Source organism: Microbacterium sp. A20 (assembly GCF_004794515.1).
Classification (GTDB): Bacteria; Actinomycetota; Actinomycetes; order Actinomycetales; family Microbacteriaceae; genus Microbacterium.
In genome coordinates this window covers 15,502-38,064 of record NZ_SSDF01000088.1, presented here as the reverse complement: position 1 = coordinate 38,064, position 22,563 = coordinate 15,502, and the positions used below count along the sequence as shown (strand labels likewise).

Sequence of the window (22,563 nt, the reverse complement as noted above, 5' to 3'; positions counted from 1 at the left end):
GAAAGGACACCACCATGCGTGGAGTCATGATGTACGCCCCCGGCGACGTGCGAGTCGAAGACCGCGGCGACCCCGTGATCCTCGAACCCACCGACGCCATCATCCGGCTCTCGGCCACCTGCATCTGCGGATCCGACCTCTGGCCCTACCGCGGCGCCGAAGATCTGCAGGAGACGCCTCAGCCGATGGGGCACGAGTACGTCGGCGTCGTCACCGAGATCGGTGCAGACGTCAAGAACGTCGCCGTCGGGGACTTCGTCGTCGGCAGCTTCTTCACCTCCGACAACACCTGCGAGATCTGTCAGGCCGGCTACCAGTCCCACTGCGTGCACCGCACGCCAATCGGGGCCGAGGGCACTCAGGCGGAACTCGCCCGGATCCCGAACGCAGACGGCACGCTCGTCGCAACCCCCGGGCAGCCCGACGAGGATCTGATCCCTTCCCTGCTCGCCGCCTCCGACGTGCTCGGCACGGGGTGGTTCGCTGCCGTCGCGGCGAACGCCGGACCGGGTAAGACCGTCGCCGTCGTCGGCGATGGAGCTGTCGGCCTGCTCGGCATCCTCGCCGCGAAGCAGCTCGGTGCCGAGCGCATCATCGCGATGTCGCGCCACGCCGACCGGCAGGAACTCGCGCGTCGGTTCGGCGCCACCGACATCGTCGAAGAGCGCGGCGATGAAGGAGTCGCGAAGGTCAAGGAGCTGACCGACGGACTCGGCGCGCACTCCGTCATCGAAGCGGTCGGCACGCAGGCATCCATGGAACAGGCGATCCGCTCCGCCCGACCCGGCGGACACGTCGGATACGTCGGCGTCTCGCACGACGTCTCCCTCGACGGATTCGAACTGTTCTTCTCCGGCGTGACTCTGCACGGAGGCCCGGCACCCGTCCGTCGCTTCCTGCCCGAGCTCATCCAGCTCATCTGGGAACGCAAGATCGATCCCGGCGTGGTCTTCGACCTCACGCTCCCGCTCGAGCAGGCTGCCGAGGGGTACACCGCCATGGACCAGCGCACCGCCACCAAGGTGCTGCTGACCGTCTGAACCGCTGTGGGGCGGACGGGCCGCCCGTCCGCCCCACCGTGAACAGGAGAAGCAGAATGAACATCGAACCTACTGCGGCAACCGCCAAGAATCCGCCTGAGCAGTTCGCCGGCGACGTCTGGGTGGACATGCTCGCCGTACCGCACGAGCACGACCAGCGAATGTCTGTGGCGGTCGTCAAGTTCGCTCCGGGCGCCCGCACCGCCTGGCACTCGCACGCCCGCGGACAGTACCTGCGAGTCACACAGGGAATCGCCCGTTTCGGCACTCGCGACGGCGAGATCATCGAGGTTTACCCCGGACAGACGCTGTACACCCCGCCAGGCCAGGATCACTGGCACGCATCCGCAGGTGACACGTTCATGGAGCACATCGCGATGCTCGAGAACGGCGACGACCCCGCAACCACCACCGTGTGGAAGGAACACATCACCGACGACGAGTACGAAGGGAAGGCAACACGATGACCGGATGGACCGGAGGGCAACGAGCCGTAGGAGACATCGCCCCCGCACTCGCGCACTACACCGACAAGATCCTCTTCGACGAGGTCTGGGCTCGCCCCGAGATCTCTCCACGCGACCGCAGCCTCGCCACCGTCTCCGCGCTGGTGACGCTCGGCGCCACGGACCAACTGACCTTCCACCTCGGCTACGCACGAGACAACGGCATCACCGAACAGGAACTCATCGAGACCATCACACACCTCGCCTTCTACACCGGGTGGCCCCGCGCCATGGCCGCCATCGGGGCCGCACGAGCCGCGTTCGCCGATGAGGACACATGACGATGAGTCGAAGGCTACGGCTCTCCCTCGCCGCCCTCGCGGTAACCGCGACGTTGGCCGCGGGGTGCGCGCCCGCACCGTCCGAACGCGCCTCCTCGGCTCCGACGCCGCAACCCTCCGCCTCACCGTCCCTTGAGGCGCCGTCGACGGAGGCGCCAGTCCCTGGAGACACTCAAGGCGAGATCATCGTCCGCTTCAGCAACGACGACAACCACGCGGACGTGGTGATGGCGGAGGACAGCCCGGCCGTCAAAGACTTCCTCTCGATGCTTCCCCTGGAACTCTCCCTGGAAGACTTCAACCAGAAGGAGAAGATCTCCTACCTCCCCCGAGAGCTCGCGTGGGAAGGATCGTCGGGCTTCGACCCCGAGGACGGGGACCTCATCTACTACACCCCCTGGGGGAACCTCGGCTTCTACTACGACGCCAGCGGCATCGCCTACTCGGACGCGACGCTCAAACTCGGTACGTTCACCGCCACGCGAAGCGAGCTCGACGCCCTCGACGGGCCCGTGACGGTGGACATCGTCCGGTAGCCGGACCTGGGCGGAACTTCGGTGCGACGGAGGAGAGCTGCGCCGCTAGCTACGTGCCGGCGGCGACTCCGGGAAGCACGAGCTGCACCCATCTCTGGCGGGCATCCGCCGGGAGGTCCACCGGCACCGTGGTCAGAAGCAGGAACAAGTCGCTCACCGTGAAGCCGTCGCGCAGGGCGCCGGATGCCTGTCCGAGGCGCAGGATCTCTTCAAAGGCGGCAGAGATGCGAGCCTCAGCGGCCGAATCGTGGGAGGCGTCGACTCCGAGGTTGCGTGCGGCAGCCTTCACGACGTGATGAGCCGACGCAGACTCTCCCACACGCTCAATGAATCCGGCGACTTCATCGAGGGCCGATGTGTCACGCGCTCGCACGCGAGCGAGTGACTCTTCGGCGTCGATGGCGGTCGCCTCCACGTACTCCGACACGATTCCGGCGACCAGTGCGGCCTTCGTGGGGAAGTGTCGGTAGAGCGTTCCGACCGCAACCCCGGCGGCGCGCGCAATCTCATCCATACCGACGTCGATGCCGCGCTCCGCGATCTCCGCGCGGGCGGCCTGCACGATCTTCGCGCGATTGCGGACGGCATCCGCTCGCAGCGGCCGTTGTTCGCTCGCCATGAGCCTATTCTCCTCGCTTACCGAACATGAACTAGCCGTTCATGTTAAACTGAACTCAGCGTTCAGTTTACCGTTACCTTCAGGAGAGAACATGCCTCAGCGAACCATCGTCATCACCGGAGCCTCAGACGGCATCGGTGCCGCCGCCGCCCATACCTTTGCCGAACAGGGGGACCGTTTGCTGCTCGTGGGCCGCCGCGCGGACAAGCTGACGGCGGTCGCGCGCCCTCTGGGCGCAGAGACCTTCATCGCGGACGTCGAGAAGCTGGACGACGTCCGGCGCCTCGCTGACCAGCTCCGCGCCGCGACCGACCAGATCGACGTTCTCGCGAACAATGCCGGCGGGCTCTTCGCCACTTACGTCATGACCCAGGACGGCAATGAGCGCACGATGCAGGTGAACCACTATGCGCCGTTCCTGTTGACCAACCTGCTGATGGACGTGCTGACAACGAGTAACGCCACCGTCGTGAACACCTCGAGCGTCGGGCATTCCATGGCGAAGCTCGATCTCGAGGATCTCGACTACCAGCACAGCAACTACGCGACCATGCGGGCATACGGCAACTCCAAGCTCGCGAACATCCTCTTCACCAAGGGGCTGCACAAGCGATTCCACGACCAGGGTCTGAACGCGGTCGCCTTCCATCCCGGCAACATCTCTTCCAACTTCGCCAAGGAGGAGGGCAGCGCATGGATGAAGCTCATCTACAACACACCTCTCGCGAAGATGCTGTCGACTCCGCAGTATGGGGCGGACAACCTCGCCTGGCTCGCCAACGGCACCCCCGGAGTGACCTGGACATCGGGCGAGTACTACACCGACAAGCGCACGCCGCTGAAGCGCCCCACCTCCCAGTCCGTCGACGCCGATCTCGCGGACGCGTTCTGGACGGAGAGCGCCCGCCGCGTCGGACTCGCTCAGGCCTGACCGTACCCCCCCCAATAAAAGGACACCCATGAGCAAGACATGGTTCATCACCGGCGCCAGCCGCGGCTTCGGTAAGGAGTTCGCGAAGGCCGTCCTCGGACGAGGCGACCAGGTCGCAGCGACCGCCCGCGGCACCAACGACCTCGCCGACCTCGTCGAAGAATTCGGCGACCTCATCCTTCCCCTGCAACTCGACATCACCGACCGCGAGCGCGTCTTCGACGCCGTCGCCGAGGCGCGCAACACCTTCGGACGCCTGGACGTCGTCGTCAACAACGCCGGCTACGGACTCTTCGGCACCGTCGAGGAGATCACCGAAAAGCAACTGCGCGACCAGCTCGAGGTCAACCTGTTCGGTGTGTTCCACGTCACGCAAGCGGTGCTGCCGATCCTGCGTGAACAGGGCGCCGGGCACATCATCCAGATCTCCACCGTCGATGGAGTCACCGCGTTCCCCGGAACCGCCGGATATCACGCGTCCAAGTGGGCGCTCGAGGGTCTGACCGAGTCTCTCGTTCAGGAAGTCGCGGGCTTCGGGATCAAGGTGACGCTGGTGGAGCCGGGCGGATTCGCCACCGACTGGGCGGGCAGCAGCGCCGTCCACGCGGCGGCGCAGCCCCAGTACGACGAACTGCGCGCCAACCTCGCCGCACAGTACGAGCAGATGGGGGATGCGGCTATCGGCAATCCCGCAGGCACGGGACCGGCAATCCTGGAGGTCGCAGACGCGGAAGAGCCGCCACTGCGCGTCTTCTTCGGCGCGTTCCCCACCTAGGTCGTCCCCGCTGTGTTGGGCTCAGTCTCGCCTGGATCAGTGGCAGAGCGACGTAGCGGCGCGCGCCCCGTATCTCTTCAGCCGCAAAGAGCTGCCGGACGCGAAGGGACGCACCCCCTGGATGTGCCCCGCAGCTGGCAACTCACCGACCGCGTCTTGCCCGCGCAAGCCCACCAATTTGGCATCCGGCAAGGTCCCTCTGACCATCATCAGGCGACCGGTCGAAGGGCCCGCGAAGGTCTGCGACAACAAGAGGAGTACCACTTTCCCCGCAGAAGCGGGAGGCAAGTTCGCTCAGGAGTACCAGTACGGTTCCAAGGAGTGGCGCGAGATGTATGGCCATGGCCGCAACAGCGTTGAATCCTTCAACGCCTACCTCAAGGACGGCGGCACTCACGCGCTCGAGGACGGTTCCCGCCGACGCCTACGCGGCTCCGCAGCCCAGTACTTCCTCGCCACGATGACCGTCGTCGCGGCGAACCTCGACAAGATCATCGACTTCGCCGCGCAGAAGACCGAGGACGGCGACGACTACGAGGCGGGCATCGAGGCACCGCGCGCGAAGCAACGCAAGCCGCGTCGTAGCTCGGCACTCCAGCGCGTTACCCACCAGCGTGGGCGAGCGCGACGAAACCCTGTCCGTACATAGCTCACGACAGGGTCGATACTTCTTACCCCACCGGCTCGAAGGTCGGCGCCAGCATGCCCAGAAGCGGGTTTCGGTGCCGGCCATCGAGCCTTTTCTGCGCCTAAATGGTGCAGCGGGGGTACGAACCGCCAACAAACATGAGCAGCAACGAGAAAAGCCGCCTGAAACCAGGCGGCTTTTCTCGTACTTGGGGGTTACGCGTACGTGATCACATACCATCCGCGTACAACCCGATGTGCCCCCGACAGGAGTCGAACCTGCGACCTACGGTACCGGAAACCGACGTAGCTCCGCATGTGAGGTTGAAATACGCGAATATGCGTTGTAGTGTTGCTCATGTCGCGAACAGATGCGAATAACCCGCACGCTGTTGGCTACACAAGATGGCTACACCAACCTTGGCCGGAGGGAGCAGCGATGAGCCGTTACAGGCACATCCGTAGAAGACCGATGCATGTGGGACTGATCAATCAGCAGATGTGGTCAGCACACGGTAGAAGAAGGGACTGATGCGATGGCGACTCGAGCACGAAGTGGCGACGGCGCACGGTACAAGGAGAAAGCCTCCGGACTGTGGGCCGTCGCCATCGAGCTTCCACCTGTCAAGTGGAATAGCGAGGGCAAGCCGCTTCGCAACCGGAAGGTGCAGCGCTTCAAGTTACGCGCCGAAGCAGACGCCGCACTGCGAGACTTGCGAGAGCAGAAACGGCAGATGGGCACGCTGCCCACGTCGTCTCCTACTGTCGAAGCCTGGTTCGCGAAATGGCTGAAGGTTCAAGTCATCCCGAACAAGCGACCCAAGACGGCGAAGACCTACGAGCAGTACATTCGCTCGTACATCGTGCCGGCGCTGGGGTCATCCACCACGATCGCGAAGGTCACCCCCGACCTCGTGCGCCGGATCGAAGCGTTCGTACTCTCCCAGGGGCTGTCGCCGAGCACGGCCACGAACGCATACCACTACGCGGCTGCGGGCCTTGAGTTCGCGGTGCGCGAGGGTGTGCTGTTCTTTAATCCCGCAAGGCGCGTCGACCCGCCCCGTAAGGCGGTGCCGGATCTCGACGTGTTCGCTTTGGCGGATTCGGTGCGGCTGCTCGAGTACCTGATCGTCAACAAGCATCCTGATCGCGCGCTCTGGGCGACCTACATGCTCACCGGCGCGCGCCGTGGCGAGATCGCAGGACTGGAGTTCGATCGTGTCGGTGACGTCCTCGACCTGTCGTGGCAGATCCAGCGCCTCGCGTACAGCCACGGCTGTGGAGGCACGTGCGGGTCACGCCGGGCGGGAAACTGTCCGCAACGCATGCTCGAGAAGCCGCACGACTACGAGCTACGCCCGGTCAAGGGCGGGATGTATCTAACCCGCCCGAAGTCCCGGGCGGGCAAGCGCATCATCCCGCTCGTGGAGCCGCTGAAGTCATTGGTCTTGGAGCACAAGGAAAGCGCACCGCAGAATGAGTGGGGGCTGATGTTCCCGACGCGGCATGGGAGGTACGGGTGGCTCGTTCCGCCCGACCCCGACCGGATTACGAAGGAGTGGCCGAAGCTACGCGATGAGGTGTTCGGTGTCGGGCGCCGCGTCCGGCTCCACGACATTCGCCACGCGGCCGTCGATCTCTTGTACTTGGCGAACGTTCCCGAGCATCTCATTCAGGAGATCATCGGGCACTCCACACGCTCCATGACGCGTGCCTACAAGTCGCAGTCGGACGAGTTGATGCTGCGGCGGGCGATGGAGTCGCTGTCGGGCCTATTCACGCCGCCTGAGCCAGCACGTACGCGCGAAATAGAGTCGTAGTCACTCCGAGCTCGGCGGCGATGCGACGTTCGTCAGGGCACCATTCGTACAGGTCGGCAAGTTCGTCCGGACAGATCAAGTTCCGGGCCGCGAACTGGTCGGCCTGTTTTTCGCTCTTCACGGTCTCGTCGGTGTGGAGCAGGACGCCGTGGCCGATTTCGTGGGACAGAACCAGGCGCTGGTCCCGAGATCGTAGGCGGTCGCTGATGACGATGGTGTTGTAGTCCGGGAACCAGCGGCCGTTGGCCGTTCGCAGTCGACGGACAACAACCTCGATGCCAAGGGCATCGGCGTGCTCCCACGGATCGTATGCGCGACCCCTAGGGGTGCCCGGGCTCGTCGTGGCCGATGCCCTTGTCAGTATTGGCGACACTTCGAAGCCCCTCCAGCTCCTCGTCCGACATGTCAGCGATCGACTTCGACCGCCGTTCGTCGAGGCTAATAGGAGCTGCGGACAATTCCCCCGGGCCCTCTTCCCTCACGAGCTTGTCGAGGCCGTCATCTGTGCTGCCCCCGGCGTAGTTCTTCAGCGCCTGCTCAGCGAGCGCTGCAGGCGTGGTGTTGAGGGCGCGCGCGACGATCTCAATCTCTTTGACGAGGAACGGTGCAGTGCCGGCGATGCGTCGATCCACGGTTCCCTTGGACCAGTCCAGGAGTCCCACGAGGAACGGGCGACCGCCGTGCGGCTTCGCCAATCCGCCGACCACGGCACCTAGGTGCTGGTCGAAGGTCTGCGGCTTCTTGATCGGAGGCATTCCTCAAGAATACAGAACAGTTACGCACATGTGCGTCGAATATTCGCGCAAGTGCTTGCATTACGCAGATGTGCGTAGTAGATTCGCAGATGTGACGAACAGAAGAGATGCAGACGCATCTACCCCCAACGCCCAGGCCCTCGGCCGCGAGGTGTCTGTGGAGCGCCCCACCCGGATCACGGGTGACATGGTGTTCCGCGACGTCCTGCGCGCCGGGGGCCTTTTTGGCTTGTCCGTGAAGGAGATGTTCCGTTGACAACGAAGAATGCGGCCGTCCAGAGCATCGAGAACGCGGGCATCCTCGCCTACTCGGTGCCCGACTTGGCGAAAGCGCTCGGCATCTCCGACCGGCAGTTGTACAAGCACATCGACCGAGGCGACCTCACCGCCAAGTACTCGGGGGCGAAGAAGATCATTCCGGTGGCGGAAGCGAGGAGATTCCTCGATGAGCTTCCGGACGAAGACCTCGGTGCGTTGTCATGAGCGTCGACGAGATGAGCGCGCAACTCGATGATCTCAAGATCATCACCCTGACCGATGGTGAGATTTGGTCTGCCCGTGACCTCATGCCCTTCGCCGGCTACGAGCGCTGGGAGAACTGGTCGAAGGCGATCAACCGGGCGATCGCGTCCGTGAACGCTTCCGGGCTGGACGCGTCAGACCATTTTCGTGGGGTCACGAAAATGGTCCAGACGGGGTCTGGCGCACGGCGCGAGATCGAAGACCTGCAGCTCACCCGGTACGCCTGCTACATCCTGTTCCAGAACGCGGACGGCTCGAAGCCTGAGATCGCGGCGTTGCAGCAGTACTTCGCGGTACAGACCCGCAAGCAGGAGATCTCGGCTCCGATGGCTGATGACGAGATCGTGGCGCGAGCGTTGCGGATCACGTCGAACCGGGTGAAGGAACTCGAGGCGAAGGTTGCCGAGGACGCGCCCAAGGTCGAGTACGTGGAGCAGTTTGTGGACCGCGACGACGTCGCCACGTTCCGCGCTGCAGCATCCGAACTCGGCGTCAAGGAGACCGAGCTGCGCGATCGACTCATCGCGGGCGGATGGATCTACCGGCACAAGATCGGCCGGCGCTGGTCCGAGACCCAGAACCGGATGGTCGACGAGGTCGAGTACAGGGCGGCTGCAGCGCACGGTGAGAAGTTCGCTCTCCGCCCGCAGCACAATGCACCCCGTCACCACAACGGCCAGGTGCGGCAGACGCTCTACATCCGCCAGCACGCACTCCCCGCGATCCAGAGGTTCCTGGCTCGGCACCTCGAGGCAGTGGCATCGTGATCGATTTCATCCCACCCGAGTTCGCGATCATCGGCGGCCTCATCGCCCTCGCGTGGTGGCTTGTGATCGAGTACCGCCACGCGGCGCCCGACCCATACGTCGATGAGCCGTCCGCTCTGGACGAGCTGCAACGAACGGGCACGTACCCGCACGGCTGATCCCCGCTAGACGATCCGGCTCTACTCCCGTCACTGGGGGTAGCGCTACTCGGCGTACCCGGAAACGGGGAGCGCTTGCACCATCACAACTCCACACGAGAGACACGTAGATATGTGTCCCCTGGCTCAGCGTCGTTGACATGTCCGACGCGGGCACCCCGGTAGGTCCCGGGGTTCACGCCACCGGGGGGACGCAAGCACCGGGACGAATGGACTGAACGACCAGGCAGGTCGAGGCCCCCGAGGTAACAGCGAGTGGACCCCCATCGTGTGGGGTCGAAGGGAAAGACGCACCAACTGGGTGCGCAACAGATTCGGACTGATGGTTCGTGTAAGTGGCGCCCACGGGTGGCCCGTCGATGAAGGTCCAGCGCTGATGGATCACGTAAGCGGTGCCCTGGTGGGTGGCCCGGTGATGAAGGCGCAGCCGCCGAGTGTGAAGGCATCGTCCTGGTTCGAGTCCAGGCGGGACCACTCCAACAAGAGAAAGCAGGTGCACCATGGCGAACCTTGAAGTTCGCGTCCGACACATCAACGAGGCTGACGCTCTGCCGTTCGCGGAGATCCCGCTGCGGCGTGAAGCGATCGATGGAGTGCTCAACCTCGTCTACTCCACAGGTGGGGCGCTGTTCGGTTTGAGCCTCGCGGACGAGGTGGAGCTGTCTCTCCAGTTCGCGGAGGACGGCGAGAAGGTCTACCTCGAGGTGATCGTGGAGCCGACAACGGAATAGCTACTCCGGCCCGTGCGTGCGCTCGCAGATCGGCGCACGGGCACTCGGGGATCGGTTCTGAGTCGGTAGGTGGGATGGATACCCGCCGCGACTCCCGAGATACCCCATGGGGCTGGTGCATCACACACCAGCCCCTCTTCTCTTCCGGCCCAGACGAAGACCGTCTGGGCCTTTTCCATGTCTGGACGGAGAACCATGAACGATTCCATCAGCAGGAGAACGGTCATCCGGGGTGCCGCGTGGTCGGTCCCCGTGATCGCCGCAGCTATCGCGACACCGCTCGCAGCCGCATCCGAAGCGCCGCAGTCGTTGCGGAAGCGGCTGACGTTCAACACGAAGCGCGCGTACGACACGAACCCGTGGGACCCGTACCTGGGTGCCACGAAGCCTCGCATCGGTGTCGTCGTCGCCGCGATGGACATAACGGGCTCGGACGCGGTCGGCGCGGTGATCCTGGTTGTGACGATCAGGGACAGCGCCGGGAAGCAGCAGGCCCAGTCGACGACGAAGCTCATCGAACGCGGGTGGGGTGCAACACCGGACTGGACAGTCACGTTCGACAACGTCGCCCGCGGGTCTTACGCGGTCACGCTCACCGCGACCGCGAACGGTTGCGAACCCATCACCCTCCAGCTCGACGAACGGACAGCGTCGTGAGCGCCGAGCTCGACGCCGAGTACGCAGCGATCATCACGGCCGGTCAGGCTTCCCTGGACCGAACGCGGCCGGTCGTAGCCCCGGCAGTGGGGGTGCACGGTGGGCTCTGAGTTCTTCAAGCACCCAGCGAAGCGCCTCGACCGGGAGTTCCGCGCCATGGGCGCTGACCGGATCGAGCGCACGTCCGCGAACGTCACGTACCGGTTCCCGGATGGGGCGAGACGACTCGTCCCGACGAACATCACCGCGGGGAAAGCGCGCCTCATCCTCCAGTCGATGCAGGACCGGTACGGGGCCACGAACATCGACCCCCTCGGATTCACCGAACGTCGACCGGGCGCGCCCGTCATCGACCTTGAGCGTCTGTCCACCTCTGAGCATGCGCGGGAACGGTTCGACCTGATGCGACGTCAGGCGGGACTCAGCTTCCAGGAGGTCCTCATCGCGCTCCGGGCACCGGCCCGGGTGCTCTGGGCAACGAACCACGCAGCGTGGCTGTATGTGGGGGACCGCATCGCCGTTTCGACGCACGTCGACGCGGACGGGCACGCGTGCATTCGCACTGTCCTGTGGACCTCGCAGGAGCTCTGGGATCAGAACCCGAGACCCGAGAAGGTCCGGGCATGAACCGGCGACCCAACCCCGCCATCCACGACTACTGCAGGGCGTGCTTCGGCTGGGGTTCAACGACCGTCCGTAAGGGCACCGACTACGAAGACGAAATCGACTGCCTCGACTGCAACGGCAGCGGGGTGCGAACGAAGGAGATGCACGATGGTTGATGCACACACGGGGGCGATCCGACGCAATACGGAAGCCCTGAACCGGCTCGCGGCAGCACAGGAAGACATCGCGCAGCAGATGCGCATCTCGAACATGCTCACAGCCGCTGGTTACTCGGCGAACGGCTGGGAAACCTCTAAGGACTGGACGAAGGCGCTGCACGGCGAAGCCTTGAACCTGATTGGCGTCCGGCCATGACAGCGAACAGCATCCCTCCTGTCCTGGTGGAGCGTGCCGACACCAGACCCATCCGCCTCGTACCCCTGCGTGACACCCGCGTGTGGGCAACGTTCACCGCCGTGTCATCCGGGATCGCTGGCGCCCTGGCTGGTGGGTGGTTCGTCTACGGGCTCGTGATCCTCAATGGGTGACCACCCCGACTGTCCACGCTGCGCGGACCCGATCCCCGGGATGCCCGCGCATGAGCCTTCGCCCCAGTGCCTGCGCTGGCCCATGTACGTACCGCACTGCGCCTGTGCGCGGTGCTTCGGATAGGAGACCACATGACATCGATCGCTGAACTTGAACACCGGTTGCAGCTCGCTCAGGAAGCTGAAGCGGACGCGGAGAGATCGGTCCGGTTCCACCAGTTCCGTGCACGGAAAGCACTCGAAGCGCTCACCGCTGCACGCATCGAACAGGGCGAACAGTGAACGGCTCCTGCCCGCTCTGCTTCGGCGTCGGACACGTCGTCATCACCCACCACCCGACCGTGTGGATGGACTGCCCCCACACCTACTCGAAGGACCAGACATGACCACCTACAAGATGTTGAACCTGCGCGAAGTCATCGAAGCCTTGCGCAATTTGCCGGAAGGCTCCGAGGTCGAAGGACTTGACGGTGACCTGCACTCCGACCGCGGCTTCTATGAGCGGTCGGCAACCGCACCCGCTCCCGGCCGCCGTCAGCTCGCGTTCGACCTCGCGATGAAGCTCGAAGAGCAGATCGGGAAGCCGATTGTCGGATGGAAGGGCGGCGACTTCACAGTCAGCGAAGACTTGCCGATCCATGTCGGCGAGTACGGCGATACCGGACCATCGATCCTCGGGTTCGAGGTCGATCAGGCGGGCGTATGGCGGCCCCTCCTCCTCGCTGAAAGCTACTACTGGTGAGCGCCGCGGGTGGCTACGAAGGTCTGGTCTACGACCTCGACGAGACGATCTACCACCGCCTTCCAGGACTGAGCTCCACGGGCGCGAAGAAGATCCTCAAGTCGCCCGCACATCTGAAGCACTACCTCGAGCAGCCACAGGAGACGAAGTCAGAGTTCGACCTCGGGTCAGCGGTGCATTCGAAGGTGCTGGGTGTCGGCGCGCAGATCGCGATCTACCCGGACGGGACCGGGCCCGAGAGGTTCGAGTTCGAGGGCAAGGAGCTGGACAACGTTCTTGCCTCGAACGGTGCGATCAGCACGAAGGCCGCGAAGGCGTTCGAGGCTGATGCACGTGAGAACGGTCTGATCCCGGTGAAGCGGGTGACCGCTCGGGTGGTGAACATCCTGGTCGAGTCAGTCCTCGCGAACCCCGTCATCAAGGCGCTGCTCGAGTCGGGCAGCCCGGAGGTGTCGATGTTCGCCACCGACCCGGACACGAACATCGCTCTGCGCGGTCGCCTTGACTGGCTCGGGGCTCGGATCGTCGACCTCAAGACCACCGCCGGCGATGCGTCCGAAGAGGACTTCGCGAAGCATGCGTTCCGCCTCGGATACGACGTGCAGTTCGCTCACTACGAGCACCTGTACCACCTCATCACGGGGGAGAACCTGCCGTACCTGTTCGCCGTCGTCGAGACGAACTCGCCGTACCTCACGGGCGTGCACATGCTCGGCAATGACGAAGTCCTCATGGCCAGGAGACGCGCGAAAGAAGCACGCGAGCGCTTCGCCAGGTGCCGCGACACCGGCGTGTGGGGCGGTTACCAGACGCGCAGCGGCGGCCCCATCGGCATCCTCCAGGCTCCGGTCTGGAACGTGAACCAGTTCATCGACGAATTCGAAGGATCGACAGCATGACCAACCCCGAGATCGTCCTCCCTGAGGACAGTCGGAGATCCCGGCTGCAACGTGCGCCGAAGGGCGACATGACCGAGGACGTCGCGACCGCGATGGAACGCGTTGAAGCGTTCTGGGCGAAGTACCCTGAAGGGAGCATCCTCCCCGAGGTGGACACCCGCATCGTCGATGACGGGCAGAGCCTCCCGTACCCGGTGTTCACCGTCCGCGCGTACGTGCGGAAGCACAGCGAATCGGAACGACCCGACGCGGTCGCACACGCCACCCGCGGGGAGAACGACGAGGACGAGCTCGTGCGGCTCCGCCCGCAGGAGTCCGCCGAGACGGCCGCGATCTCCCGAGCAATCCGCAACCTCGGCATCCTGGCCACCCCGACCAAGACGTCCCCCGCCGCGGCGATCAGCGCGCCGCAGTCGGACGAGGCGATCGGCGCCGACGTCACCGCAGCGCGTGAGCGTTCGGAGCTGTCACAGCGGGACCTCGCATCCGGCATGACCGGACGCGGGTTCAAATGGTCGCAGGCCACGGTCTCGCAGGTCGAGAAGGGCACCCGCCCGCTGCGGCTGGGCGAAGCGCAGCACCTAGCCGAGCTCATCGGGTTCGGGGGAGTGCGATGAAGCCGTTCGTCTGGCGAGGCGACATCACTGGCCGCTGGTGGGTCTCGGGGAGCCCCGACCTCGAGGCGCTTCCAGGTACCGACCCTGGCGGCTACGACTCATGGCGGGAGGCATACGCCGCCGCCTGCGTCGTCATCGCCGCCGAACCGGCATGAGCGCGATCCCCGCGAAGGTCCGAACAGCGGTTCATGAACGGGCGAAGGGCAGGTGCGAGGGGTGCGGCAGGATCGCACCCCTCGAGCTGCATCACCGGAAGTACCGGTCACGTGGTGGGAAGCACACCGCATCGAACCTCGTCGCGTTGTGCGGGTGGGGGAACCACACGGGATGCCATGGGCGCGCGCATGGACCGAACCCGCCTCAAGGCTGGTCGCTCCCATCTGGCCGTTGCGATCCAGCTGAAGAACTGTTCCTGCACCACTGGGGACTCATCTACCTGAAGGAATGACCATGAACCTTCCGTACAAGATCGGGGACCGGTACCTCTGCTTCACAGTCACGAAGCGCGACAGGGGGTGGGGCGGTCCATACGGGCAATACCGGCGCGAGGTCGAATGGACCTGCGACACCTGCGGATTCAAGATCACCGGGGACGGCGCCTGGTCGATGAAGCACATGGCCGACCACCACGAATGCGGGCACGCCCCCTGCGATCGCTGCGGGACGCTGCTACTCCGACGCAAGGACGGCACACCGCGGCAGCATGCCCACAACCGATGCCCGAAGAAATCACCCGGGCACAAGATCGAGCGTGAGTTCGTCAAGAACATGAGCATCAGGGAGATGGCATGACTCCCGGGCATGTGTTCCCGGCCCGCTACGACGGCACCTGTGCCGCGCACTGCGGCAACCGCATCCATCCGGGTGATGCCGTCAGGTACGACGATGACGACCAGCTGCGGCACGACGCATGCACGCCGAAACCGTCGAAGTTCGACATCGGCCCGCGCGAAGTCGTGTGCCCTGATTGCTGGCTGGTCAAACCCTGCCGGTGCGACGACTGATGAAAAGGCAGGTAGAGCGATGAATGAAAAGGCATGGGAGCCGCACTACCGCTGGTGGGTGTGTGAGAAGAACGCGGGCGACGGGTGGACCGTCATCCGCAAGTGCCGGTGGCGGTTCGCCGCGAGGGCAGCCGCGCGCCGCAAGACACGGCAGGGATATCGGATGAAAGTCGAGGACCGGGGATGAGCGAGTACACGCCGACGATCAGCGAACTCCGCGAGGCATGGCTGAGCGCCGAGTTCGAGGAACGAGACGCTACGACCTCCGACGACGACTTGCGGGCCGAGTTCGACCGGGCGCTGGCAGCTCACGATGCCGAGATGCGCGCTGGTGTCGTAGCCGAGGAACCGGAGTGGGAGTACGCGGTCGCACGCGAAGAGTGGCCGCGCACGCCCGTCTACCGTCGCCGGGATCTCGAAGCCGCCGAGGCGTTCCTCCTGAACCCTCCGCTCGGCGAGAAGCGACACGGGTGGCTCCTCATCAAGCAGGCCAAGGCTGGCCCGTGGGTGCTGGTGAAGCAGGAAGGGCCAGGGCAGTGAGCCACACCGTCACGATCACGCGTCTCCCGGACGACGAGAGCGACGACTACGAGTACACGTTCGGCGGCACGCACGGCGCCGACTGCATGGTTGGGAAGCGCTGCCCCCGCAAGGCTTGCCAGGCCATGAACCACGAGCACGACGCCGGAACGGAGCGCAGCAGGCACGGCCTCGAGCATTGGTGGAACTGGGACAACCGCGAGTGGATTGTGCACGACACCACCGACTGCGCGCTTGGCTACGTCTTCGAGTACCGGACGGACATCGAGACATTCGACAGGCTCGGCCTCGGCACCTATCCCGTCCGCATCGAGTGGGAGGACTCCTGGTGGCTCGAAGTCCAGTACCCGCACGTGAAGCAGGAAGGAGCGGAGTGATGCGCCATGGCACGTGACAGAGCGAACATCAGCATCGACATCTGGTCAGACTCGGACTTCCGGGACCTGACGCCGCAGGCGCAGGCCCTGTACTTCAAGCTCGTCTCGCACCCGAAGCTCGACTACTGCGGGTGTGTGGAGTTCCATCCCGGTCGCCTAGCCGCGATGTCTCGAGAGATGACCTCCGGGGACGTGATGCTCGCGGCACAGGAGCTCGCCGACAAGTGGTTCTGCGTCTTCGATCAGACCACTGATGAGGTCCTGGTCCGTTCGTGGGTGAGACATGACGGGCTGATGAGACAGCCCAGACTCGCGGTGTCGATGGCGAAAGCGTACGGCGCGATCGCATCGAACAAGATCCGGGCGGTGGTTGTCCATGAGCTGCAGCGCTACAAGAAGGACAACAAGGACCTCCCAGCATGGGAGAAACCACAGGTCATGACGGTGCTGAAGCAACCCGCTGTGGCGGTGCGTGAGACGAAGACGGAACTCACCTGGGACTTCCCAGGCTTCCTGCCGTTCCACGACATGGCCACTACGACCGACGCTACGGCCAACGTTTAGCCCAAACGTCGGGCAAGCCTACGACCGGCGCTACTACATCTACATCTACATCTACACCTACAGCTACATCTTCTATCGAAGATGCGCTCTCCGGAGCGATGAGTTATCCACAGGCCACTACCTCCCAGCAGAACGGGTAATGGCCTTTTCCATTGAGAGGGGTCTGGTCGTGAAGATCATGGTCGACCTGGAACCGAAGGACGTCTGGCGCATCCAAGCGAAAGCCGAACAACTCGGCATCCCACCCGGTGCTGTACTCCGAGACGAACTCGCACAACGTACCGCGGGGGAAGAGCTGCGGTCGACCGTCCGCGAGCTCGTCCAGGCGGGCTGGTGCGACGCGGACATCGCCGCACGCCTCGGCACCACGAACACATCAATCCAGAACGCCAGGAGGCGTCTGCAGCTACCCGCGAACAAGAGGAGATGGACCGCATGACCGCCGACATCCTGTCCGACCCGACCTACCCCCACAGCACCGCAGAGGGTTTCACTGGGGGTTGCCGGGGGAGTCACTGCCCCGGTCCGGTGCCCTGCCGTGACGTTCACACCCGATACCAGGGTGACTTCGGGTTCCGGAGGGCGATCGACGCGGGGGAGACCGCCGCACAGATCGTCGAACGTGAGCGGAAGCATGCTGCCGAGACCGCAGCCGCAGCGAAGGCGGCACAGATGACCGTCAAGGCGCAGCGACCGGGGAAGGCCGCGAGAGGCCGCCAGTACGTCCGCAAGGACCCAGGCGTGCCGATCACCGACAACCAACGACAGGTGCTCCATCTGCACAGTGCGGGCCTCACCGATGGGGAGATCGCGGAGCGGCTGGGGAAGACACGCGCGCAGGTCAACGCGACTCGCCACCACCTCAGACTGCAGCCGAACCGTGCGTCATCCACCACCGACCGCATCGCCGCGTTCCATGCCAAGGGGCTCAGCGACATCCTCATCGCGAAGGAGATCGGACGGAACCTCGACTACGTCAGGTCCCGGCGCCGCAGCCTGCGACTCCCGATCAACCCACACCGTCCACCGGTACTGAAACTCGACGACCTGACCCGCCTCCACAGCGAAGGACTCACCGACCGACAGATCGGTGAACGCCTCAACGTCGACCCGAAGTACGTCGGCAGACGCCGGCGAAAGCTCGAACTCGCACCCAACCCAGCCCCCGCATCGTCGGGGGCTTCTTCGTTCCAGGAGAACACATGACGTCTGCAGTGCTGACCCCCGATTTCTTCCGCATGCCGAAGGTGTCCCACGAAGAGTTCCTGCGCGAGAAGGTCGCATTCGATCGCTCGTTCGGCTTCCCCGTTCACAGCGACGATCTCCACCAGGTCCTGCTCCCGCACCAGCGCGACATCGTCCGTTGGGCGGTCCTCGGCGGCCGGCGTGCGATCTTCGCCAAGTTCGGTCTGGGCAAGTCGATCATGCAAATGGAGACACTGCGGCAGATACTCACCCACCCGGCATCACCTGTCGTCGACGGCCGGGCGCTGATCATTGCACCGCTCGGGGTTCGCGGCGAGTTCATCCGTGACGGCCGTGACCTGCTAGGGCTCGAGGTCCGCTTCATCCGCCGGACGGAAGAGATCGACCCGGCATGGTCGGGGATCTACGTCACGAACTACGAGAGCGTGCGCGACGGCCGCCTCTCGGTCGACGGGTTCAACGCCGTCAGCCTCGACGAAGCATCCGTGCTGCGCTCGTTCGGTTCGAAGACGTACCAGGAGTTCCTCGGGCTGTTCGACGCGATCCCGTATCGCTTCGTCGCGACTGCGACACCGTCGCCGAACCGGCACAAGGAGCTGATCCACTACGCCGGGTTCCTTGGCATCATGGACACCGGACAGGCGCTGACGCGGTTCTTCCAGCGCGACAGCTCGAAGGCCGGGAACCTCAAGCTGTACCCGCATAAGGAGCGCGAGTTCTGGCTCTGGCTGAATACCTGGGCATGCTTCGTGCAGCGACCGTCCGACCTCGGCCACTCCGACGCTGGGTACGACCTTCCGGCGCTCTCCGTGGAGTGGGACTCAGTTGAGGTGGAGATCCGCTCGGATCAGATCGACCGTGACGGCCAGGGCGTCCTCGTCCGCGCCGGCGCGAAGTCGCTGATCGACACGGCGCGGGAGAAGCGCGAGACGATCACGCCTCGAGTGGCGCGGATGCTGTCCCTCGTGCGTGAGCACGTGCAGAAGCACGGCGCGGACGACCAGATCATCCTCTGGTGCGACCTGAATGCAGAGCAGGAGCTCATCGAGAAGATGCTGACCGCCGAGGGGCTCACGTTCTCATCGGTCCACGGTGGCCTTGACGATGAAGAGGGCGAGCGTCGCCTCGACGCATGGCGCAACCAGGAGACGTTCGCGCTGATCGGAAAGCCGGTTCAGCTGGGGCAGGGGATGAACCTGCAGCAGTCGAACCTGGCGATCTACGTGGGAGTCACGCACAAGTTCAACGACACCATCCAGTCGGTACACCGCATCCAACGGTTCGGACAGAAGCGCGCATGCTCAGTGACGCTGATCTACGCCGAGACTGAATCGGAAGTGCGCGACAGCCTGCTCACGAAGTGGGAGGAACACGACCGCCTCACCGACACCATGTCGGACGTGATCCGCGAGTTCGGCCTGAACCCGGCCGCGATCTCCGCCGAGCTCACCAGAGCCATGGGCGTCGAACGCGTCGAGAAGTCCGGGCCCGGATGGACGCTAGCGCTGAACGACTGCATCGTCGAGACCCGCGACCACATGGAAGACAACTCCGTCGACCTGATCGTCACCTCGATTCCGTTCTCGAACCACTACGAGTACACGCCGAGCTACAACGACTTCGGGCACACGGACGACAACCTCCACTTCTGGCAGCAGATGGACTACCTCACCCCAGAACTCCTGCGGGTGCTGCGCCCGGGCCGCATCTACGCCTGCCATGTGAAGGACCGCATCCAGTTCGGCAACGTCACCGGCGCCGGCATCCCGACCGTCTCGCCGTTCCACGCCGAAGCGCTCGCGCACGGGCTCAAGCACGGCTTCGACTACATGGGCATGATCACCGTCACCACCGATGTTGTGCGGGAGAACAACCAGACGTATCGCCTCGGCTACACGGAGATGCGTAAGGACGGTACGAAGATGGGCGTCGGCTCGCCGGAGTACATCCTGATCTTCCACAAGCCGCAGTCGGACCGCTCCAAGGGGTACGCCGACGACCGGGTCGCGAAGGAGATCCCGAACTACTCACTCGCACGCTGGCAGATCGACGCAGCTGCGGACTGGCGATCCTCCGGCGACCGACTTCTCACACCGGAGGAACTCGCGGCCGTCGAACCGAAGCATCGCTCGCGGCTCTTCAAGGGGCAGTCCCGATCGAGCGTCTACGACTTCGACGCGCACGTCGCCACAGGGGAGGCCCTGGCAGCGAAGAACGCGCTGCCGTCGACGTTCAAAAGCCTCGACCCAGGGTCCTGGCGACCGGACGTGTGGGACGACGTGAACCGCATGCTCACCCTGAACGGTGAGCAGTCGCGGCGCGCGCTCGAGTTCCACATCTGCCCGCTGCAGTTCGACATCGTCGACCGCCTCATCGAGCGCTACTCGAACAAGGGCGACCTGGTCTACGACCCGTTCGGGGGACTGGGCACAGTCCCGCTGCGCGCACGGAAGCTCGGCCGGGAGGGGCGGGCGTCCGAACTCAACCCGACGTCGTTCCGCGACGCCGTCATGTACCAGCAGGAGCTCGATCGAGAGCAGGCGACGCCGTCGCTGTTCGATCTGCTCGACATCGAAGGGAGCGCAGCGTGAGTCTGCCATTTCTTGACTTCTTCGCCGGATTCGGCGGTGCCAGCAGCGGACTCGTGGAGGCAGGTTTCACCCTCGTCTCGGCATACAACCACTGGGACAAGGCGATCCAAGTGCACTCAGCGAATCATCGTGATGCTGATCACGTTCAGGGCGACCTGAGCGGCTACGACATGCGCCGACTTCCTCACGCCCCGATGCTGTGGGCATCGCCAGAGTGCACATGGCACTCGCCCGCCGGCGGTCGCAAGAGGGTGAAGGCCACCGCGCCGACATTGTTCGGTGACGACCCGTTGCCGCCGGAAGCGGGCGAGCGCTCGCGGGCGACCATGTACGACCCGATCCGCGCCGCTGAGGCGCGCGGCTTCGACGTGATCCTGATCGAGAACGTCGTCGAGGTCGCATCCTGGCCACTGTTCGAACCGTGGCTGCGCATGTGGGAAGCGCTCGACTACCGGTGGAAGATCGTCAACGTCAACGCTGCGCACATCTACAGCGACACCAACGCCCCCGCTGGACAGTGGCGCGACCGGATCTACATCGCGCTGACCCGGAAGGGTGTCCCGCAGCCACGACTTGAGCCGTCACCGCCAGCGTGGTGCGCGCAGTGCGACACGGTCGTCTCGACTCGGCAGCACTGGAAGAAGCCAGCGCCGGAGGGCGCCCCACGATTCGGGAAGTACGGCACGCAGTACGTGTACGTCTGCGACGCCGGTGTGCACGCGCAGCAGATCGTCGAACCGTTCGTACTGCCTGCGGCGTCGGTGATCGACTGGTCGGACCTCGGCATCCGGATCGGGGACCGACCCTCGCTCGGGATGCGCGATCTTTCCAAGGCGACGCTGCGCCGCATCGAAGTGGGCCTTCGGATGTTCGCTCGACCGACCGTGGTCGCGAAGTCGGGACAGACGTGGGACGCGGCGAACCCGCGGCATCCACGGTTCGGAGACCCGGACTCGTACTACCGCGCGTGGGACACGCTCGCCCCGCTGATGGCGCGCCAGGGCGACGGTATCGCGGTCCCGCCGTACATGATCGCCGTCAACCACGACGGCGACGCCCGCGCCCGCGAACTCCGATCGGGTCCGCTACCGACGCGTTCCACGAAGATCGGCGACGGTCTCGTCTTCGCGCCGATCCTGTCGCACCAATACGGCGAGCAGGCCGGATCTGAGCGGCGCAACAGCGACCCCGCTGCCGCTCCGCTGGGCGCGATCACCGCGGGCGGCGCGCACCACAACCTGGTCGTACCGCCGTACATTGCGGAGCTCTACGGCACGGGCACAGTCCGCGGCGTCGAAGACACGGCCCTGTCAGCCATCACCGCCGGAGGAAGTCACCACGGCCTGACCATCCCGCCCGGGGCGTTCCTGTCGAAGCATCACGGCGGACTCGACTACGCGCGGATCGAGCATATGAACAAGGGGCTCGGCGAGCCGATGCCTGCGATGGTCGCACGACCGAATGTGTCGCTTGTCGTGCCGGAGCGCACACGGCCGAAGGAGATGTTCGTGGGCGATCTGCCGTTCGACCTCGACGACGTCAGGTTCCGGATGCTCGGACCGGTCGAGCACCTGCGCGCGCAGCGCTTCTGGGAGGACTATGACACGTCGGCGGCGAACAAGAGCGAGACGACGCAGGGCGCGGGTAACGCCGTCGCGGTGAACGTCGCGCACTGGATCGGCGACGACGTGGCAGAAGCATTGGGAGTGGCGGCATGAGCTGGGCGCTGGAGCTTCCGTTCGTGCGCCCACCGAAGGGGCTCCACTCGAACGACCGGGTCCATCACATGGTGAAGGCCCGATCGACGAAGGAGCTCCGCGAACGGGTCGCAGTGCTGTGTCGAGTGGCGAAGATTCCGAAGATGCAGCGCGTTTCCGTTCAGGTCGTGTGGGTCGTCCCGACGCGCCACAAGCGCGACGCGGACGGCCCCGACCCGATGTGCAAGGTGATCTACGACGCCATCGGCTCCGACCGTGGGGTCTCCGCACGTCTCGTCCCGGATGACACCCCGGAGTTCATGGACAAGCCCCGGCTCGTCATCGAACACCAACCCGGCGTGACCGCGCACTTCCGCGTGGAGATCACCGACATCTCGAACCCATTCCGACCAGATGCCGTGAACGGCATCGCAGAAAGGCTCTGAC

At 64.8% G+C, this 22,563-nt stretch carries 34 protein-coding genes; 32 read left to right on the top strand and 2 right to left on the bottom strand.

Features of this window, described 5'->3' with window-relative positions:
• Positions 1-14: 14 nt before the first annotated feature.
• Genes DW298_RS15375 through DW298_RS15360 form a run of 4 tightly spaced genes read left to right on the top strand, consistent with a single transcriptional unit; the run spans position 15 to position 2,363 of the window.
• Positions 15-1,040: a zinc-dependent alcohol dehydrogenase family protein gene (locus DW298_RS15375; protein WP_136043345.1), complete on the top strand. Its 1,026-nt coding sequence runs from the start codon at positions 15-17 to the stop codon at positions 1,038-1,040.
• Positions 1,041-1,096: 56 nt separating this feature from the next.
• Positions 1,097-1,507 (top strand): cupin domain-containing protein, encoded by a 411-nt coding sequence (locus DW298_RS15370; RefSeq protein WP_136043344.1) that lies wholly within the window; start codon positions 1,097-1,099, stop codon positions 1,505-1,507.
• Positions 1,504-1,827: a carboxymuconolactone decarboxylase family protein gene (locus tag DW298_RS15365; RefSeq protein WP_136043343.1), complete on the top strand. Its 324-nt coding sequence runs from the start codon at positions 1,504-1,506 to the stop codon at positions 1,825-1,827. Before DW298_RS15370 ends, DW298_RS15365 begins: the two co-directional genes overlap by 4 nt.
• Positions 1,824-2,363, top strand: a complete 540-nt coding sequence (locus DW298_RS15360; RefSeq protein WP_240745154.1) for a cyclophilin-like fold protein — start codon at positions 1,824-1,826, stop codon at positions 2,361-2,363. Before DW298_RS15365 ends, DW298_RS15360 begins: the two co-directional genes overlap by 4 nt.
• 49 nt (positions 2,364-2,412) lie before the next feature.
• Here the strand turns inward: DW298_RS15360 and DW298_RS15355 are convergent, their stop codons facing one another.
• Positions 2,413-2,982, bottom strand: a complete 570-nt coding sequence (locus DW298_RS15355) for a TetR/AcrR family transcriptional regulator (RefSeq protein WP_136043342.1) — start codon at positions 2,980-2,982, stop codon at positions 2,413-2,415.
• 91 nt (positions 2,983-3,073) lie between these two features.
• Here DW298_RS15355 and DW298_RS15350 point away from each other — a divergent pair, with 91 nt between their 5' ends.
• The 4 genes from DW298_RS15350 to DW298_RS15335 all read left to right on the top strand — a co-directional run bounded on the left by DW298_RS15350 (position 3,074) and on the right by DW298_RS15335 (position 7,135).
• The gene (locus tag DW298_RS15350) at positions 3,074-3,913 is read left to right on the top strand and encodes an SDR family NAD(P)-dependent oxidoreductase (RefSeq protein ID WP_136043341.1); all 840 of its coding nucleotides are present in this window, start codon (positions 3,074-3,076) and stop codon (positions 3,911-3,913) included.
• Between the two features lie 28 nt (positions 3,914-3,941).
• Positions 3,942-4,688, top strand: coding sequence for an SDR family NAD(P)-dependent oxidoreductase (locus DW298_RS15345; RefSeq protein ID WP_136043340.1), 747 nt, complete (start codon positions 3,942-3,944; stop codon positions 4,686-4,688).
• A 121-nt stretch (positions 4,689-4,809) separates the two neighbouring features.
• Positions 4,810-5,337: a hypothetical protein gene (locus tag DW298_RS15340; RefSeq protein WP_168443201.1), complete on the top strand. Its 528-nt coding sequence runs from the start codon at positions 4,810-4,812 to the stop codon at positions 5,335-5,337.
• Positions 5,338-5,851: 514 nt separating this feature from the next.
• Entirely contained in the window at positions 5,852-7,135 is a 1,284-nt protein-coding gene (locus tag DW298_RS15335) for a tyrosine-type recombinase/integrase (protein ID WP_136043338.1), read from the top strand.
• Between the two features lie 320 nt (positions 7,136-7,455).
• Here the strand turns inward: DW298_RS15335 and DW298_RS15325 are convergent, their stop codons facing one another.
• A complete protein-coding gene (locus tag DW298_RS15325) occupies positions 7,456-7,890 on the bottom strand; it encodes a hypothetical protein (RefSeq protein WP_136043337.1) in 435 nt (144 codons plus the stop codon).
• Positions 7,891-8,142: 252 nt separating this feature from the next.
• Between DW298_RS15325 and DW298_RS15320 the strand changes: the two genes are divergently transcribed.
• The 24 genes from DW298_RS15320 (at position 8,143) to DW298_RS15225 (ending at position 22,562) form a co-directional block, all read left to right on the top strand.
• On the top strand, positions 8,143-8,373 hold the full coding sequence (locus DW298_RS15320; RefSeq protein WP_240745153.1) for a helix-turn-helix domain-containing protein: 231 nt from the start codon (positions 8,143-8,145) through the stop codon (positions 8,371-8,373).
• A gap of 11 nt (positions 8,374-8,384) precedes the next feature.
• Positions 8,385-9,179 carry a phage antirepressor KilAC domain-containing protein gene (locus DW298_RS15315; RefSeq protein ID WP_136043336.1) on the top strand — a complete coding sequence of 265 codons (795 nt, stop codon included), beginning with the start codon at positions 8,385-8,387 and terminating at the stop codon, positions 9,177-9,179.
• Positions 9,176-9,337: a hypothetical protein gene (locus tag DW298_RS19430; protein WP_168429511.1), complete on the top strand. Its 162-nt coding sequence runs from the start codon at positions 9,176-9,178 to the stop codon at positions 9,335-9,337. The genes DW298_RS15315 and DW298_RS19430 overlap by 4 nt, the downstream gene beginning before the upstream one ends.
• Positions 9,338-9,837: 500 nt before the next feature.
• The gene (locus DW298_RS15310) at positions 9,838-10,068 is read left to right on the top strand and encodes a hypothetical protein (RefSeq protein ID WP_136043335.1); all 231 of its coding nucleotides are present in this window, start codon (positions 9,838-9,840) and stop codon (positions 10,066-10,068) included.
• Between the two features lie 195 nt (positions 10,069-10,263).
• The gene (locus DW298_RS15305; RefSeq protein ID WP_168429508.1) at positions 10,264-10,725 is read left to right on the top strand and encodes a hypothetical protein; all 462 of its coding nucleotides are present in this window, start codon (positions 10,264-10,266) and stop codon (positions 10,723-10,725) included.
• A gap of 99 nt (positions 10,726-10,824) precedes the next feature.
• Positions 10,825-11,352 (top strand): hypothetical protein, encoded by a 528-nt coding sequence (locus DW298_RS15300; RefSeq protein ID WP_136043333.1) that lies wholly within the window; start codon positions 10,825-10,827, stop codon positions 11,350-11,352.
• Between the two features lie 147 nt (positions 11,353-11,499).
• Positions 11,500-11,706, top strand: a complete 207-nt coding sequence (locus tag DW298_RS15295) for a hypothetical protein (RefSeq protein ID WP_136043332.1) — start codon at positions 11,500-11,502, stop codon at positions 11,704-11,706.
• A complete protein-coding gene (locus DW298_RS19425; protein WP_168429512.1) occupies positions 11,703-11,879 on the top strand; it encodes a hypothetical protein in 177 nt (58 codons plus the stop codon). Before DW298_RS15295 ends, DW298_RS19425 begins: the two co-directional genes overlap by 4 nt.
• Positions 11,880-12,011: 132 nt before the next feature.
• Positions 12,012-12,161 carry a hypothetical protein gene (locus DW298_RS19420; protein ID WP_168429513.1) on the top strand — a complete coding sequence of 50 codons (150 nt, stop codon included), beginning with the start codon at positions 12,012-12,014 and terminating at the stop codon, positions 12,159-12,161.
• A gap of 100 nt (positions 12,162-12,261) precedes the next feature.
• Positions 12,262-12,621, top strand: a complete 360-nt coding sequence (locus tag DW298_RS15290; protein WP_136043331.1) for a hypothetical protein — start codon at positions 12,262-12,264, stop codon at positions 12,619-12,621.
• On the top strand, positions 12,618-13,520 hold the full coding sequence (locus tag DW298_RS15285; RefSeq protein WP_168429514.1) for a PD-(D/E)XK nuclease-like domain-containing protein: 903 nt from the start codon (positions 12,618-12,620) through the stop codon (positions 13,518-13,520). Before DW298_RS15290 ends, DW298_RS15285 begins: the two co-directional genes overlap by 4 nt.
• A complete protein-coding gene (locus DW298_RS15280; protein WP_136043329.1) occupies positions 13,517-14,137 on the top strand; it encodes a helix-turn-helix transcriptional regulator in 621 nt (206 codons plus the stop codon). The genes DW298_RS15285 and DW298_RS15280 overlap by 4 nt, the downstream gene beginning before the upstream one ends.
• Positions 14,134-14,292 carry a hypothetical protein gene (locus tag DW298_RS19415; protein ID WP_168429515.1) on the top strand — a complete coding sequence of 53 codons (159 nt, stop codon included), beginning with the start codon at positions 14,134-14,136 and terminating at the stop codon, positions 14,290-14,292. Before DW298_RS15280 ends, DW298_RS19415 begins: the two co-directional genes overlap by 4 nt.
• Entirely contained in the window at positions 14,238-14,585 is a 348-nt protein-coding gene (locus DW298_RS15275; protein WP_342670897.1) for an HNH endonuclease, read from the top strand. The genes DW298_RS19415 and DW298_RS15275 overlap by 55 nt, the downstream gene beginning before the upstream one ends.
• Before the next feature lie 2 nt (positions 14,586-14,587).
• Entirely contained in the window at positions 14,588-14,929 is a 342-nt protein-coding gene (locus DW298_RS15270) for a hypothetical protein (RefSeq protein WP_136043327.1), read from the top strand.
• Positions 14,926-15,141, top strand: a complete 216-nt coding sequence (locus DW298_RS15265) for a hypothetical protein (protein WP_136043326.1) — start codon at positions 14,926-14,928, stop codon at positions 15,139-15,141. The genes DW298_RS15270 and DW298_RS15265 overlap by 4 nt, the downstream gene beginning before the upstream one ends.
• A 183-nt stretch (positions 15,142-15,324) precedes the next feature.
• Positions 15,325-15,681 (top strand): hypothetical protein, encoded by a 357-nt coding sequence (locus DW298_RS15260; protein ID WP_136043325.1) that lies wholly within the window; start codon positions 15,325-15,327, stop codon positions 15,679-15,681.
• Entirely contained in the window at positions 15,678-16,058 is a 381-nt protein-coding gene (locus DW298_RS15255; protein ID WP_136043324.1) for a hypothetical protein, read from the top strand. The genes DW298_RS15260 and DW298_RS15255 overlap by 4 nt, the downstream gene beginning before the upstream one ends.
• Before the next feature lie 6 nt (positions 16,059-16,064).
• Positions 16,065-16,622, top strand: a complete 558-nt coding sequence (locus DW298_RS15250) for a hypothetical protein (protein ID WP_136043323.1) — start codon at positions 16,065-16,067, stop codon at positions 16,620-16,622.
• 139 nt (positions 16,623-16,761) lie between these two features.
• Positions 16,762-17,061: a hypothetical protein gene (locus tag DW298_RS15245; RefSeq protein ID WP_136043322.1), complete on the top strand. Its 300-nt coding sequence runs from the start codon at positions 16,762-16,764 to the stop codon at positions 17,059-17,061.
• The gene (locus DW298_RS15240; protein WP_136043321.1) at positions 17,058-17,828 is read left to right on the top strand and encodes a hypothetical protein; all 771 of its coding nucleotides are present in this window, start codon (positions 17,058-17,060) and stop codon (positions 17,826-17,828) included. The genes DW298_RS15245 and DW298_RS15240 overlap by 4 nt, the downstream gene beginning before the upstream one ends.
• A complete protein-coding gene (locus DW298_RS15235; protein WP_136043320.1) occupies positions 17,825-20,419 on the top strand; it encodes a DNA methyltransferase in 2,595 nt (864 codons plus the stop codon). Before DW298_RS15240 ends, DW298_RS15235 begins: the two co-directional genes overlap by 4 nt.
• Positions 20,416-22,137, top strand: coding sequence for a DNA cytosine methyltransferase (locus tag DW298_RS15230; RefSeq protein ID WP_136043319.1), 1,722 nt, complete (start codon positions 20,416-20,418; stop codon positions 22,135-22,137). Before DW298_RS15235 ends, DW298_RS15230 begins: the two co-directional genes overlap by 4 nt.
• Positions 22,134-22,562, top strand: a complete 429-nt coding sequence (locus tag DW298_RS15225; protein ID WP_136043318.1) for a hypothetical protein — start codon at positions 22,134-22,136, stop codon at positions 22,560-22,562. Before DW298_RS15230 ends, DW298_RS15225 begins: the two co-directional genes overlap by 4 nt.
• Position 22,563: the final 1 nt, after the last annotated feature.

Excerpts from the sequence above, each read along its gene's own strand:
- DW298_RS15375 (WP_136043345.1), top strand. The coding sequence starts at position 15 with ATGCGTGGAGTCATGATGTACGCCCCCGGCGACGTGCGAGTCGAAGAC.
- DW298_RS15370 (WP_136043344.1), top strand. The coding sequence starts at position 1,097 with ATGAACATCGAACCTACTGCGGCAACCGCCAAGAATCCGCCTGAGCAG.
- DW298_RS15365 (WP_136043343.1), top strand. The coding sequence starts at position 1,504 with ATGACCGGATGGACCGGAGGGCAACGAGCCGTAGGAGACATCGCCCCC.
- DW298_RS15360 (WP_240745154.1), top strand. The coding sequence starts at position 1,824 with ATGACGATGAGTCGAAGGCTACGGCTCTCCCTCGCCGCCCTCGCGGTA.
- DW298_RS15355 (WP_136043342.1), bottom strand. The coding sequence starts at position 2,982 with ATGGCGAGCGAACAACGGCCGCTGCGAGCGGATGCCGTCCGCAATCGC.
- DW298_RS15350 (WP_136043341.1), top strand. The coding sequence starts at position 3,074 with ATGCCTCAGCGAACCATCGTCATCACCGGAGCCTCAGACGGCATCGGT.
- DW298_RS15345 (WP_136043340.1), top strand. The coding sequence starts at position 3,942 with ATGAGCAAGACATGGTTCATCACCGGCGCCAGCCGCGGCTTCGGTAAG.
- DW298_RS15340 (WP_168443201.1), top strand. The coding sequence starts at position 4,810 with ATGTGCCCCGCAGCTGGCAACTCACCGACCGCGTCTTGCCCGCGCAAG.
- DW298_RS15335 (WP_136043338.1), top strand. The coding sequence starts at position 5,852 with ATGGCGACTCGAGCACGAAGTGGCGACGGCGCACGGTACAAGGAGAAA.
- DW298_RS15325 (WP_136043337.1), bottom strand. The coding sequence starts at position 7,890 with ATGCCTCCGATCAAGAAGCCGCAGACCTTCGACCAGCACCTAGGTGCC.
- DW298_RS15315 (WP_136043336.1), top strand. The coding sequence starts at position 8,385 with ATGAGCGCGCAACTCGATGATCTCAAGATCATCACCCTGACCGATGGT.
- DW298_RS15310 (WP_136043335.1), top strand. The coding sequence starts at position 9,838 with ATGGCGAACCTTGAAGTTCGCGTCCGACACATCAACGAGGCTGACGCT.
- DW298_RS15305 (WP_168429508.1), top strand. The coding sequence starts at position 10,264 with ATGAACGATTCCATCAGCAGGAGAACGGTCATCCGGGGTGCCGCGTGG.
- DW298_RS15295 (WP_136043332.1), top strand. The coding sequence starts at position 11,500 with ATGGTTGATGCACACACGGGGGCGATCCGACGCAATACGGAAGCCCTG.
- DW298_RS19425 (WP_168429512.1), top strand. The coding sequence starts at position 11,703 with ATGACAGCGAACAGCATCCCTCCTGTCCTGGTGGAGCGTGCCGACACC.
- DW298_RS19420 (WP_168429513.1), top strand. The coding sequence starts at position 12,012 with ATGACATCGATCGCTGAACTTGAACACCGGTTGCAGCTCGCTCAGGAA.
- DW298_RS15290 (WP_136043331.1), top strand. The coding sequence starts at position 12,262 with ATGACCACCTACAAGATGTTGAACCTGCGCGAAGTCATCGAAGCCTTG.
- DW298_RS15280 (WP_136043329.1), top strand. The coding sequence starts at position 13,517 with ATGACCAACCCCGAGATCGTCCTCCCTGAGGACAGTCGGAGATCCCGG.
- DW298_RS19415 (WP_168429515.1), top strand. The coding sequence starts at position 14,134 with ATGAAGCCGTTCGTCTGGCGAGGCGACATCACTGGCCGCTGGTGGGTC.
- DW298_RS15275 (WP_342670897.1), top strand. The coding sequence starts at position 14,238 with ATGGCGGGAGGCATACGCCGCCGCCTGCGTCGTCATCGCCGCCGAACC.
- DW298_RS15270 (WP_136043327.1), top strand. The coding sequence starts at position 14,588 with ATGAACCTTCCGTACAAGATCGGGGACCGGTACCTCTGCTTCACAGTC.
- DW298_RS15265 (WP_136043326.1), top strand. The coding sequence starts at position 14,926 with ATGACTCCCGGGCATGTGTTCCCGGCCCGCTACGACGGCACCTGTGCC.
- DW298_RS15260 (WP_136043325.1), top strand. The coding sequence starts at position 15,325 with ATGAGCGAGTACACGCCGACGATCAGCGAACTCCGCGAGGCATGGCTG.
- DW298_RS15250 (WP_136043323.1), top strand. The coding sequence starts at position 16,065 with ATGGCACGTGACAGAGCGAACATCAGCATCGACATCTGGTCAGACTCG.
- DW298_RS15245 (WP_136043322.1), top strand. The coding sequence starts at position 16,762 with ATGGCCTTTTCCATTGAGAGGGGTCTGGTCGTGAAGATCATGGTCGAC.
- DW298_RS15240 (WP_136043321.1), top strand. The coding sequence starts at position 17,058 with ATGACCGCCGACATCCTGTCCGACCCGACCTACCCCCACAGCACCGCA.
- DW298_RS15235 (WP_136043320.1), top strand. The coding sequence starts at position 17,825 with ATGACGTCTGCAGTGCTGACCCCCGATTTCTTCCGCATGCCGAAGGTG.
- DW298_RS15225 (WP_136043318.1), top strand. The coding sequence starts at position 22,134 with ATGAGCTGGGCGCTGGAGCTTCCGTTCGTGCGCCCACCGAAGGGGCTC.